Raw genomic sequence first — 13,254 nt, 5'->3', positions numbered from 1 at the left:
CCATGTTGAATCAATGACAATCACTTGCTTTTCGGTCACAAGTGGGGCTGGCATGTGGGTGAAAACTCTATAAAAAAGGAAAAATGTTTATAATGCATATTTTCAAATGTAAGAATTGTTGTAACATTGGGGTTAAGTGTATGCTGATGCCAGCGTGCTTTCTTATGAGCAGAAAAGAGAAAACCGTTACAAGACAGAAGGTGTACACATTCAATAACCTTTAGTGCTTTTTATGATAAAGGTACATGAGACTTTTCTATGAATATCACGCTGTATTTTCATGTTTTTGAACTAAGAATTGTCTATATATTTTTCTTATTTTTGTGAATATAAGGGATTTGTTGCGAACAGCTTGTAAAAATAAGTAAACTTAAAACCAAATATGTTATGTGTGGGGGTGAGCAAAGTATTTTATCAAAGCCGGTACGACTCTCCAGTTCATAGCTTGTTTATGAATGATTTTATGGTGTTGCTTACCTAAGTTTATGATTTTTTGTTATCTGTTCATAATTAGACAACATATTGATTTATATATATAATTCACTTTTTTCTATTGAATTAGAACCCCGAATAACGTAAGATTCACTCATTTCAAATCTCTCTATCTAGAATCAATCAAAACCACTCGTTTGCACGTCACAAGTGGGATGAGTGTGTGGATAAAATTTGTATAAGAAAGAACTAAAAATGGTTCTTATGAAGAGTCTTAAGAGCCAAGGGTTGTCGCAACATTGGGGGCTAGCAAATATAATGATGGTGCCGGCTTGCTTCTTCATAAACGTAAAGATGGTGGTGCTCAATGGCTTTATCGTTATACCATTCATGGTCGGCGCCGTGAAATGGGCTTGGGTGCCTTGCGAGATGTTTTTTTAAAACAAGCCCGTGAATTGGCAACTGGATGGTGGGCTGTTTTACGTGAGGGGCGTGATCCCATTAAAGAACGTGAGAAACAAAAGTGTGAGGCAATGCGTAATCTCCATTATTTAAAAAACATTGCTCTAGATGCTTTTGAAAGCCGTAAAGCTGAATTAAAAAATGATGGTGAAGCTTGTAATTGGTTTTTACATTTACGCCTCCATATTCTCCCCAAATTAGGCTGTCTACCCGTTTCAGAGATTACGCAAACTAAGAAGTATTCTTGTCTCTATTTGGCATGCAAAAGCTGCAACAGCAGATAAAGCACTGAAGCATCTTAATCTTTGTCTCAAACATGCGGCTGCCTTGGGTTTAGATGTTGATTTACAAGCAACAGAAAAAGCACGCGCTTTCTTAGGCAAACAACGTCATAAAACCACTCATAGACCAGCCATGGATTGGAGAGATGTTCTTTCCTTTTATAAGTTACTCTGTAAAACACAAAACATAACACAATTGGCTTTGCGTTTGCTTATCCTGACAGGCGTTCGTACTAATCCTTTGCGTCATATTCGTGAAGATCAGATTGAAGATGATAGCTGGACAATTCCTGCTGAGAATATCCAATCTTTAGAAGTCTGTTTGAAATAGAGATTAAGACTTTTAAGAGTTCTATGAATCATTCTAGATTTTTTGTGTTCGATTGGAGTAAGAATATTGCGTATATCTCGTAATCTCTGAAATGAGAAACCTCATTTGGGAAAAATATGAAATTGAAAGGGGCAATGCTAACGTTCATTTTTATTGTTATTTTTTAAGTTAGTTTTACAGCTTTCAAAAGTATTTGGAATGCCTTTTACAGAATGGAGATGATGGTTTTAGTTCATGCTTTTTTTATCGCGTTCTTTAATGGGGGGAATGCTTCTCATGCAAAATAGAGCGCCCAAGACAAAATATCTTATGTTGTACTGTCACGCATTTTTTTAAAGGAATATTTTTCAATATTTGTGGCATCCATTTTATGACGGCGTTTTTGAATGTTACAATGGTTTTGTAGAAGGGGGTCAATGGTAAAGTTTCGGTGTAGTGTATAAACGGCACTATGATCTTTACGCTTAATAAAAAAGCAAGCTCCGCCCTTACACATCTTGCCAGATTCCAATGTTGGTATATCCTTTGGTGCTTGAGACAGTGTCTCGCTCTTTTTGTACAGTTTTTACCCACAGATCAACTCCACTTGTGATTGACAAGCAAGTGATTTGATTGCTTCAACATGAGAGAAATTTGAAATGAGAAATCTTACCATATTCAAGATTCTAATTTAATAATGAATAATGCTAGATTATGATGATTAATCAGTTTATTATCTATGAAGAAAGAAAATGAGGAAGAGGAATTTGTCGAAAAGTTAGATTGTTTATAGATTGGCGCTGGTTAAGAAACTTTGTCCTTAAGGGCAGAGAGGATGTTAAAAAATAAAACCAGCTTTTCGCTGGTTTTATCGAAATATCATCATTATGATGAAAGAGTGTATTATGCAGCGTAGACAGCTTTACTGTTTTCATCTGTTTCTTCTCTCTCAGTTTTAAACTCGCGTTCCGGCTTGTTGGAGAGATGCATCTCTATGAGATTGATAGCTTCTGTTTCAGAAAGACTATTAATAACCGCAATTTCGCGGGCCATTCTTTCAAGAGCAGCTGTATAAAGTTGGCGCTCAGAGTAAGATTGTTCAGGTTGTAGATTAGAGCGGAAAAGATCACGGACCACTTCAGCGATACAAATAAGATCTCCTGAGTTGATTTTAGCATCATATTCTTGTGCACGACGTGACCACATGGTCCGTTTAACGCGTGCTTTTCCGCGTAAAACTTTTAAGGCACGTTCGACAGAATCACTAGCAGATAATTTACGCATTCCAACGGAAAGGGCTTTTGCAATGGGGACTTTGACATCCATCTTATCTTTCGCGAAATGAATGACAAAAAGTTTTAATTTATGTCCTGCAACTTCTTGATCTTCAATCGCTATAATTTGTCCTACTCCATGCGTAGGGTAGACGATATATTCAGAGGTTGCAAATTCTTTGGTCTTGGAAGACGTTCCATGTTGGGATGCCATATTTTAGTTTACTCCCTTATGATCAACAAATGTATCGGAAAACAGGTTATAAACCTGAGGGTTGAGTTTTCTTTAACCAAGTATATTGTACCAATTAAGTGAGCATAAAAGCCGAGTACTTTTAAATCAAAAAAAAATACACCGCTTTACTATAACAAGCAAAGAAAAATACTTAGAAAGATGATCATGTTAAAATAACACTAACATCAAAATTTAAAAGAATCAATCATTTCGCTTAAGGATTTTTTATTTTTACAAGAGAAGTCTTTCAATCGTTGAAGGAGGAGAGTGTACACTTTATCATTACTCTTCGCCACTTCCTGGATTTTCTGAAAAATACTTTTCTAATTTATTTGGAACACCATCCATTTCTTTTGCTTGAGGAAGAGGATCTTTTTTGGTGGTTAGATTAGGCCATTTGTTTGCATAATGAAGATTGAGTTCTAACCACTTTTCTAATCCTGGTTCTGTATCAGGTAAAATCGCTTCTGCTGGGCACTCTGGCACGCAAACACCACAATCGATGCATTCATCGGGGTGAATAACAAGCATATTTTCCCCTTCATAAAAACAATCAACTGGGCAGACTTCAACGCAATCCGTATATTTGCAGTGAATGCAGTTGTCGGTTACTACGTGGGTCAAGATCAAACTCCATTTGTTACTTTAATTCTCTTTAGAGGAAAGTGTGTGCGTGTTTTTATGATTGGTGAGTTGATCGCGTAGTACAGCTAGTTTCGCAAAAGGTGAATCAGGATTAAGGCGCTTTTCTTTTTGAAAGGGCTTATGATTTGCATGTTTTCCTTGGGATTTGTGGAACTTATGAGAGCGTTTTGCTTGTGATGGTGCTTCTTGAGGGGAATTTTCATTTTTGTATTCCGCTTTTTTTACAGCGTTCTTCGATTTATTTTGCCACTTATTTCCTAATTTATCACGTTTTTTTTGTGCATGGTGGGGAAATTGATGCTTATAATGCCATAACAAAATAACTTTATCTTCTTCTGTAGAGCGCGGGGATTTGGCAAAATTCCCAACAGGTTCAGCTGCTGGTAAACGATTGGTTTTATGGAGATGTTTTTCAATACCAGAGGATGCAGTGTTTGGGTATGAGATATTTTTTTCTTCTCGTGTTGTTTCTAAATCGCTTATTGTTTGCCATTGACTTCCAACGCATTCTGCTGCAGGAACATCTTGCATTGCCCTATTGACAGGGGAAGAGGCTTGGTGTGCAAAGAGATTTTGTTCAAAAACAGTATTGCTTATGCTGTACGATTGATAACCAAGTCCTTTGAGGATTTCTTCCATATCGTTTCCGTTGGCCCCAAGAATGGACATCATGGCTGGTGTAACAAAAAAACTTTTGCCATCATAGGCTCCATCGGGTCTGGGATCACTTCCTTGTTTCCAATGAAGTGCGGGACGGATGAGATTGGCAAGACGTTCTAAAATATCAATCCGTACAGCACGTTGTCCTAAGATTCGGTAGCCGGCTAATTGATAAAATTGGCGGTTATAGGTAGGGTCAACAATTAAAGAGGTTCGACCAGCAGATAATGCTGAAAAAACTTCACCCAAACCAGTTTGATCTTGTCCCGCATTTTGAAGATTCCACAGGAGAGTAATGGCTTGAACCGGAGCAGGTTTAAGCATTCCGGCAACATAGATATGAAAAGCGCCAAAACGCACGCCTAGACGCCGAAGAACGGCACGTGATTCTTGCGCAAGGTTTTTGACAATGTCTAAGACTTCGCGGCGTGGTAAAATCCCTAAAGAGTTAAAAAGTTGTAAAGCAAGACTGTTTGTTGAATCCGTTAAATTATCAGCATTGCGCAAATCAAACAGGGGTTTTAAAGTCGTTTCAAAATGAAAGGTGACAAAGCGTTCTAATCGTTTCACAACGTTATTGCGGGATTCTCCCGTGAGTTGTTCATCTGCTAAAACAATCAGTTTTGGTTTGAAAAAATCTTCTGTTGCTACAAGTTGTCCTACGGGTTGACCAATCCAGCGCACAATTCCATCAGAACTGAGGGTAAAATCTCCATTTGCAGAAGCACAAAAACGTGTCGCGCGTTTGGAAAAAGCAAGAATCAAACTCTCATTCTCTGTTGAAATTTGCTTCTCAGCTATTTGATCGGTACTGTTTTTGTTGGCATAAAAACGAAAACCTTCAAATTTACCCCTTCCGTGTTTTTCAATGAGAATATCATCTTGAAGAATCTCATTCTGTTGAACAATCTTGCTATCCATGATCATTTTCTTTCTCAGTGTGACACTGGTCAAAAGCTTTTTGCGACAATTTCATAATGGTGCTCTTTCTTTAACACGTTTGTTGCGTTTGCTTCAATCACTCTTGTCATTTTTTGCTGTTTCTTTGCGCCTTTAAAACTTGAATGATTCTTTTTTCATTCAGTTTTCATTCAGTTTGGATGCTTTATATTTGCAAATTACACTTATTAGTTGTATTGTAAAGCTAAAAGCATAAATAAATTCTTCAATTTAAAAGGAAACGGAACCGGTTATCAAAAAACGGCATTTCTTTTGCATGATCACTTTATTTTTTTGCTGTTTTGTCATGAAAAGTGAAGAGAAAGTTTTTTCAAATATTTCATAGGCTAAAAGGCATATTGTAAAGGCATTTTGCAGGTGAAATTGTGTCTTATGACAAGAAGTTTTACCATGACAGTAAAAAAAACAATTGCGATTATAAAATTACACGTTAAAGTAGTGGTCACAGAAGTTAACAACTTTTGCGTTCTTTTTAAGCGAAGAACAATGATGTCGTTGCCAAATCAATTTTGATAATTTTAATCGCAAGGGGTTATTATGGGTAATCTTTCAAATGCTGTTTATAAAAGCAGCAAAAATTATAGCGATGCAGACAAAAGCTTAGGACGTAATATGATGCGTTCTGCTATGCAAGCACCTTATCTTGAACGACAAAAAGAGCATGATTTGGCTCTGCGGTGGAAAGACAAACGTGATGATGATGCCATGCATCAAATTGCAGCGGCTCATATGCGTTTAGTGATTGCTATTGCTAATCGCTTTAAACGTTTCAAAATGCCATTGGGGGATTTGGTACAAGAAGGGTATGTGGGACTATTGGAAGCAGCTGCACGTTTTGAACCTGATCGGGAAGTGCGTTTTTCAACATATGCAACGTGGTGGATACGCGCTTCTATTCAAGATTATATTTTGCGAAATTGGTCAATCGTTCGAGGGGGAACGAGTTCTTCGCAAAAAGCACTTTTCTTTAATCTTCGGCGTTTGCGTGCAAAACTGATACAAGATGATAGTGCTTTGTCAAAACAGGATATTTTTCGCACAATCGCTGAAAAACTCGGTGTTTCCGTGCGCGATGTTGAAACGATGGATTTTCGTTTTTCCAGTTCTGATAATTCCTTGAGTGTTTCTGTTTCTGAGAACAGTGATAATCCCATTGCTAAGATGGATATTTTGGTGGATGATAGTCCTCTTCCTGATGCTTTAATTGAGCAAGTCATTGATGGTCAACGGCGTACACAATGGCTTTACGATGCGTTGCAAATTCTCAACGAACGGGAGTTGGAAATTATTCGCTTTCGTCGCTTAAATGAAGAGGGGGCGACTCTTGAAGTTTTGGGTGAAAAGTTAGGAATCTCGAAAGAGCGCGTGCGTCAAATTGAAGCTAGGGCTTTGCAAAAATTGCGTTCTGCTCTCCTTACGGTTCATTCAGAAGATGCTTACGATATATAAGCAGTGAAAGGCTTTGGGGGGGGGGAGGAAAGAGAATGTATTAAGTGGGGGCATATGAGAATATGATAAAGTCAGTTTTAGGGGGTGTTCATATTTGTTTAGGAATATGCCTCCTTGGGGGCGCTACTGATAAACAGAGGAAGATAGGGGGCACAGTTAGTTGGAGGAAATATGTATCACACGGAGGCCTATAAAGGCATGATGAAGTTGGATTTTAAAGTGTTCCTCTTTATTTTCGAATATGCTTTAAGGCGGAGGGCGTGATACAGACAGAAAAGAATCAAAACTGTAAAAGAATCAAAACTGTAACGGATGAGAAGAAAGGCTTATTCTGTAATAATTTTCACTTTTGTACCTGCAGGTAAAGTTTGCGCTGGTGAGAGGGCGTTGAGGATGCGAAAGAGTTTTTCTTTATAGGGTGTGTATTGCATTTTATCTGCAAGATTGGCAACGGTTTCTCCTTGTTTAACACGGACAACACGGATTTTTAAGGGCTGCAATTTTTTTAACTGTGAAGATGAAAGAGAATGAAAGCTTTGTAGCGTTTTTTGGGCAACCTCTGCAAAATTTCGAGAATTATGTGGAGCGGCCGTCAAAAAACGAAAGATGTGGTTGTTGAATGGAATGACAACCACATCAAATTGCCATTGATCATTGGTAGCATGGGCCCGCGCTCCAAGTAAACTTTGGCTTTGAAAACCTTGACTTGTAAGTCCTTGAATTGTGATGGGGCGGATAGATGATTGGTCTAGACCGATAATCCAGCCGCTTTTCAAATAATCACTCGCAGATATTTCAGCAGGATGTGGGATGGCGTCAAAACGAATCGCAATTTTATCTGGTCCACTGGCCCAAACAGTGTGTGCTGAATGTTCTATTGTAAAATTGTTTGGAACAGAAAAAGCTATGCGCAATTGTGGGTGAATAAATTGGTTGCCTCGTACAAAACCTGTATAAAAGCCTCCTCCAAAAATTATGCCATCAATGCTTTTGAGAAAAGAATCATGATCGGATATTTTACTATTCCCTTTACTGATTTTACGCGCTTTTTCTATCGCAAGCCGAATGCGTTGAGGGGTAGTTGGGTGGGAGGCTAAAAAATCTAGAGAGGCATTTTGGGTGCCAGAAATATTACGAAAAGCACTATAGGCTTCCATTGTTTGAAGAAAGCGCGGTGAAGCAAAAGGATCATATCCTGATTGTTGGAGCATTTCGAGCGCAAGGGAATCAGCTTCCAGCTCTTGATTGCGGGAAAATTGCGCGAGTTGTTGCTTGTTTTGCATAGGGTTATGAAGTTTTTTGCCAATAGAAGAAAGAAGACGTGAAGACATGTGATTGGTCATCTTTAATTGGGCTTCTTTTTGCAGGCGTAAAATGCCATGATTGGCTCTGATATGTGCTATCTCATGGGCTAAAATGGCTGCAACTTCTGAAGAATCATTGGCTAATGCCAGCATACCACGAGTGATGTAGATCGAGCCGTTGGGGAGCGCAAAAGCGTTGATAGTTTCTGAGTTTAAAATTGTTACAGAATAGCTTTGATGAGAACTATGGGATGCAACTGCCAGTTTACGGACAATCTTTGCTAAAAGGTGTTCAAGTTTTGCATCATGATAAGCGCCACCATACATTTGCAAAATACGTGGGTGTTGCAGAGCGCTTAATGTGACATAGATATTGTGGTTGTTGGTACGTTTGATCGTTTTAGAAGAAGTGGAAGAAAGCCTATCATTTTGAGAAAGTGGTGTATGACAAGCCGAAAGGAGAAACGTTAGACTTATGAGAGTGGCTTTATACAGGCAAGAGCGAAAAAGAAAATTGCGGTGAAAAATGGGGTGCGTTGGACCATGGTGCACATTATTTCTGCGGAGTAATTTGGCAAATTGCATTTGTATCTTTGTATCGTATGTTTCTTTAAGAAAGGCATTAAGAATAAGGATTCGTTTGGCTATATCACGCTTTTTGTTTATAAAAAATGACTCTCACTTATAAAAAGATGCACTGTAAAGAAAATTTTGTGAAAGGCAAAGTATGGCATGACAACATTTACGATATTATTAAATGGGGATGTTCATATCACTGATCGTTTGCTTAATCAAATTCAAAACAGTCGGGTAATTGCTGCTGATGGTGGTATGCGTCATGCGGCAGCGCTTAATGTGACGCCTGAGTTGTGGTTAGGGGACTTTGATTCATCAGATGAGAACTTAATCCGTCAATATAGTCATGTTCCGCGTGAAGTTTTTCCCTCTGATAAAGATATGACAGATAGTGCTCTGGCATGTGAAAGAGCGCTGCAAAATGGCGCTAAAAAGCTTATTTTGTGCGGTGCTTTGGGAGGGGAGCGAAGTGATCATAGCCTTTCTCATATGACGCAAGCGTTGATGATGGCTGAAAGGGGTATTTCAGTGTTGTTGACAAGCGGTTCGGAAGAAGGTTGGCCGGTTTTGTCAAAACCTTGTTCGTATGATTTGCCTAAGGGATGTTTGTTTAGTATTATCGGCTTTTCTGATTTAAAGAGCTTAACTCTTAAAGGGGTAAAATGGCCAATTTGTGACAAAAATGTGTCATTTGGCTCTTCTTTAACACTTTCTAACCGTATTTGTGGAACCTTTTCTTGCCATTTAGGTTCTGGAAAAGCTATATTGTTAGCGTCTGTATCTATTCCATAAAGCTCTTCCAATATATTCTGAATAAGGCAGGGGGGGGCCTAGTGATGAAGTGCCGACATAAACGATATATGTATTGATCTTGAGAAGGAAAGGTTTTGATATGTTAAAATCAATTTTTAAAGTGGCCGTTGTTTCAGCCATTGGTTTCAGTTCAGTCGCTTGTACTACAAACGATGAACGCGTTGCACGTTACGGCGTAGGAGGAGCAGCAATCGGTGCTTTGGCTGGAACTGCTATTGCTGGAAGTACGCCTGGAGCAGCACTTACCGGTGCAGCATTTGGTGCTTTGGCTGGAACAGTAACAGGTGCAGCTGCAAATCAAAGAAAACAACAAAGACAGGTATCACAATTGTGCACGTATCGTGGTCGTAGAGGGCATGTTTACCAAGCACCTTGTGGACAGAGAGTTCCTGTACGGCAATTGTGTGCTTACCGTGATGCAAGAGGGGTGATGTATAAAGCACCTTGTCCGCGCCGCGTTCGTTAATGGCGGTGCCGCTTTTGCGGCTTGACCGCATTTTCTTAAATTTTGGAAAAACGCCTTTGCTCAATCAAGCTTCTTTATCGGTTGAGCAGGGGGCGCGTATTGCGTTGGTTGGCCGTAATGGTTGTGGAAAATCGACCCTGTTAAAAATTGCCGCAGGAATATTAGAACCTCATGGTGGCGAAATTTTTCGCCACCCGCGAGTAACGCTCCGTTATGTCTCACAAAATCCGGATTGTTCAGGATTTGAAGATATTAACGCTTATATGGAAGCGGGGCTGGATGATATATCTGATGTTCAGTGGATTAATACGCTTCGCACAAATTTAGGGTTTTCTGGGACGGAAAAATTGGAAACGCTTTCGGGAGGCGAAAAGCGGCGTGTTTCGTTGTTACGAGCCATTGCTGCAAAACCCGATATTTTGTTCTTAGATGAACCAACCAATCATCTTGATTTACCAACTATTGAATGGCTGGAAGCTGTTTTGGCTTCTTTGCGTTCAGCGATTGTGGTGATTTCCCATGATCGACGATTTTTAGAAAATGTTACACGGTCAACGGTATGGCTTGATCGTGGTACAACCAAAAGGCTGGAAAAGCGTTTTTCTGAGTTTGAAAATTGGCGTGATAAAGCACTGGAAGAAGAAGCCATCGAACAGCATAAATTGGGGCGCCAAATTGCTCGTGAAGAGCAATGGTTGCGTTATGGCGTGAGCGCACGGCGTAAGCGTAATGTACGGCGCTTGGGCGAATTAAAAGACTTAAGACAGCGTCATCAAACCTATAAAGGGCAGCCAGGAAATGCACTTTTGACAGCAGCAAAAAGTCATGATTCTGGGCAATTGGTGCTTGAAGCAAAGAAAATTTCAAAATCCTATGGTGATCGCATTATCGTGAAAGATTTCTCTTTGCGCATTCAGCGGGGTGATCGAATCGGTTTGGTAGGACCCAATGGTATCGGAAAGACAACGCTCCTTTCTGCATTAATTGGGCAAGAAGCCGTGGATAGTGGAACGGTGAGGCATGGCTATAACCTCTCCATGGCATTGCTTGATCAGCAACGTATTTTAAATGAAGAAGAAACTTTAGCGCATTATTTAACGGGAGGAAGAGGTGATACTCTTGTGATCAATGGGCTGGAGCGGCATGTGGTTTCTTATATGAAAGACTTTTTATTTTCACCTGAACAAGCACGCACTCCCCTTAAAGAATTTTCAGGGGGAGAAAGAGCACGCCTCATGCTTGCACGACTTCTTTCTCGTCCTGCAAACTTTTTGATTCTTGATGAACCGACCAATGATTTGGATATGGAAACTTTGGATTTGTTGCAAGAATTTATTGCTGATTTTGCGGGAACAGTATTGTTGGTCAGCCATGACAGAGACTTTTTAGATCGTACTGTAACGCATATGTTGGCACCTCAAGGTGATGGTCATTGGGTTTTGTATGCGGGCGGCTATAGTGATATGATGGCGCAAAACCAGCATGCTCTTCGCTTACAACGCAAAAGAACAGAATTATCGCAACGTAAAGCACCTTCAAAATCTCATGCGGGAGAGCTTTCAAAGCAGGACACATCAACAGATGATCGCTTGATAGGGCGAGAGAAAAAAACACGAGGTAAATTGTCTTATAAGCAGGTTTATGCATTAGAAAAATTGCCTGAAGAAATTGCTGTTTTGCAGGACGAAATCAAAAAAATTGAGCAAGAACTCTCTGATCCAGCCCTTTATCGCAGTGATAAAGAGCGTTTTGAGCGTTTATCAACAGCGTTGGAAAAAAAGAAAAATACTTGCACACAAAAAGAAGAAGAGTGGTTAGAACTTGAAATTTTACGCGAAGAAATGGAAGCGTGTTCACGGTAATGTTTCAGATATTAAGATCTAAGCATTTTAATTCGTATTGCATCATCGCTTTTCTTTGATTTGTTACAAGAGTTTGTGGCTGATTTAGCGCGAACAGTGTTGTTGACGGGTTATGGCAGAGACTTTTTAGATCGCACTGTAACATATAGCATCTCAAGGTGATGGTCATTGGAATTTGTATACGGGGGTAGTGATATGGTAGCCTAAAACAAGCATGCTCTGAGCTTACAAGGCAAAGAAACAAAACTATCTTTGCCGTGAGTTTTTTCAAAATTTCGTATATGGAAATATGCCAGTTCCATTGCATATTTTGCTCGCTCTTAGTGTTGCTATAGCGCCCCTTGGAATTTGAGAGCATTCATAAGAAACATGCCCTTGTCTTTACCTTATGCTTTAAACATACCACCCCCACTTATGACGGAAAAGCAAATGATCCTTATTAATTCTAACGTAAGAAGTGTTGTGATGAGAAAAGCTTACTGTATTTGATGTTATAATTTAAGTTTAAAAATGATGATTTGTTAAGATAAATCAACGTGTTATTGTGACATTGTCTAGGAGGAGGAAATGATGGCAATTAAAACAAAGCGAACAATTTCCACATTGATCGGTTTAGAAGATGCAGCTGAACTGTCTTCTTATTTCCTCCGTAATGCGAATCATCTGCGTCCTTTTGAACCTGTTAGATCTGATGGTTACCACAGCCTAACAGCTTGGGAAACACGAGCCAATGCATTTGCTTATGAAAGTGCACAGGGACAAGCATACCGATATGCTGTACGATTAAAAAATGAAAACACAGTCATCGGTGTTGTGAATTTTACAAATGTGGTTCGGGGTGTTTTTCAAGCCTGTCATCTTGGTTTTTCTCTTGATGAAAAACAACAAGGCAAAGGTCTCATGTTTGAGAGTTTATCGGCTCTAATACGCCATATCTTTCATGTTTATCATCTACATAGAGTGATGGCAAATTATAGACCTGAGAACATAAAAAGCGAACGTTTATTAAAATGCCTTCATTTTGAAAAAGAAGGCTATGCCAAAGACTATTTGATGATTTCTGGAAAATGGAGAGATCACATTCTAATCTCTCGAATCAATGATCTTTATGAGTCCGTTAATAGATTCGAATAAAGTTTTGTTAAGGGTCTTTTTATCAAATGTGTAAATATGCTGCACTTTTCCTTATCCTAAAAGACTAAGATCTTTAACCACCTCTTCTTTTGTAAACAGTTCAGATTCTCGTTTAGCGGATTTCAACTGCTGACTATTTTTATATGTTTCTTTTCGTAGATAAGAAATTGATTTATCATCATAACTCATTTTTTTAATTTGAAGAGAGTCCTCAATATCGGAAGACTTTCTCACTTCAAATTTATTGATTTTTAATCATAAAAACACCTCTCTTGCACATCACAAACTGAGTTGGCATAGGTTGGCATACAAGTGAGAGTTTATGTGGATAAAAATTATTGAAGAACAAGAATAAAAATTCTCTGTATAAATCCTTTTAAATGTGAGGGCT

General features: G+C 39.1%; 10 protein-coding genes and 1 pseudogene. 6 read left to right on the top strand and 5 right to left on the bottom strand.

Annotated features, from left to right (window positions below; translation table 11 throughout):
• Positions 1-731 precede the first annotated feature (731 nt).
• Positions 732-1,482: pseudogene (locus ACFINM_RS04175) on the top strand (tyrosine-type recombinase/integrase); the annotation flags it as partial.
• Between the two features lie 331 nt (positions 1,483-1,813).
• On the opposite strand, the gene ACFINM_RS04170 reads toward ACFINM_RS04175, so the two are convergent.
• The 4 genes from ACFINM_RS04170 to ACFINM_RS04155 form a co-directional block, all read right to left on the bottom strand.
• Positions 1,814-2,002 carry a hypothetical protein gene (locus ACFINM_RS04170; RefSeq protein ID WP_375621011.1) on the bottom strand — a complete coding sequence of 63 codons (189 nt, stop codon included), beginning with the start codon at positions 2,000-2,002 and terminating at the stop codon, positions 1,814-1,816.
• Between the two features lie 386 nt (positions 2,003-2,388).
• Complete coding sequence (locus ACFINM_RS04165; RefSeq protein WP_273790499.1) at positions 2,389-2,973, bottom strand: CarD family transcriptional regulator; 585 nt, start codon at positions 2,971-2,973, stop codon at positions 2,389-2,391.
• Positions 2,974-3,276: 303 nt separating this feature from the next.
• Positions 3,277-3,618 carry a ferredoxin FdxA gene (gene fdxA / locus ACFINM_RS04160; protein ID WP_015856977.1) on the bottom strand — a complete coding sequence of 114 codons (342 nt, stop codon included), beginning with the start codon at positions 3,616-3,618 and terminating at the stop codon, positions 3,277-3,279.
• Between the two features lie 21 nt (positions 3,619-3,639).
• Positions 3,640-5,220: a hypothetical protein gene (locus ACFINM_RS04155; protein WP_375629674.1), complete on the bottom strand. Its 1,581-nt coding sequence runs from the start codon at positions 5,218-5,220 to the stop codon at positions 3,640-3,642.
• A gap of 576 nt (positions 5,221-5,796) precedes the next feature.
• Here ACFINM_RS04155 and ACFINM_RS04150 point away from each other — a divergent pair.
• The gene (locus ACFINM_RS04150; RefSeq protein ID WP_375629677.1) at positions 5,797-6,708 is read left to right on the top strand and encodes an RNA polymerase factor sigma-32; all 912 of its coding nucleotides are present in this window, start codon (positions 5,797-5,799) and stop codon (positions 6,706-6,708) included.
• A 326-nt stretch (positions 6,709-7,034) separates the two neighbouring features.
• On the opposite strand, the gene ACFINM_RS04145 is transcribed toward ACFINM_RS04150, so the two are convergent.
• Positions 7,035-8,597: a M48 family metalloprotease gene (locus ACFINM_RS04145; protein WP_375640613.1), complete on the bottom strand. Its 1,563-nt coding sequence runs from the start codon at positions 8,595-8,597 to the stop codon at positions 7,035-7,037.
• Between the two features lie 147 nt (positions 8,598-8,744).
• On the opposite strand from ACFINM_RS04145, the gene ACFINM_RS04140 reads away from it, so the two are divergent.
• From ACFINM_RS04140 to rimJ, 4 genes are all read left to right on the top strand, one after another.
• Entirely contained in the window at positions 8,745-9,380 is a 636-nt protein-coding gene (locus ACFINM_RS04140; protein WP_375629683.1) for a thiamine diphosphokinase, read from the top strand.
• Positions 9,381-9,480: 100 nt separating this feature from the next.
• Complete coding sequence (locus ACFINM_RS04135) at positions 9,481-9,867, top strand: hypothetical protein (RefSeq protein ID WP_273790493.1); 387 nt, start codon at positions 9,481-9,483, stop codon at positions 9,865-9,867.
• Positions 9,867-11,729, top strand: coding sequence for an ABC-F family ATP-binding cassette domain-containing protein (locus tag ACFINM_RS04130; RefSeq protein WP_375640693.1), 1,863 nt, complete (start codon positions 9,867-9,869; stop codon positions 11,727-11,729). The genes ACFINM_RS04135 and ACFINM_RS04130 overlap by 1 nt, the downstream gene beginning before the upstream one ends.
• A gap of 570 nt (positions 11,730-12,299) precedes the next feature.
• Positions 12,300-12,863 carry a ribosomal protein S5-alanine N-acetyltransferase gene (gene rimJ / locus ACFINM_RS04125; protein ID WP_375640609.1) on the top strand — a complete coding sequence of 188 codons (564 nt, stop codon included), beginning with the start codon at positions 12,300-12,302 and terminating at the stop codon, positions 12,861-12,863.
• The last annotated feature ends 391 nt before the right edge of the window (positions 12,864-13,254 follow it).

This window comes from Bartonella sp. AA168HLJHH (genome assembly GCF_042197365.1).
Classification (GTDB): Bacteria; Pseudomonadota; Alphaproteobacteria; order Rhizobiales; family Rhizobiaceae; genus Bartonella.
Note: the sequence above shows the minus strand (reverse complement) of the source record. Positions and strands in the feature narration are given on the sequence as shown.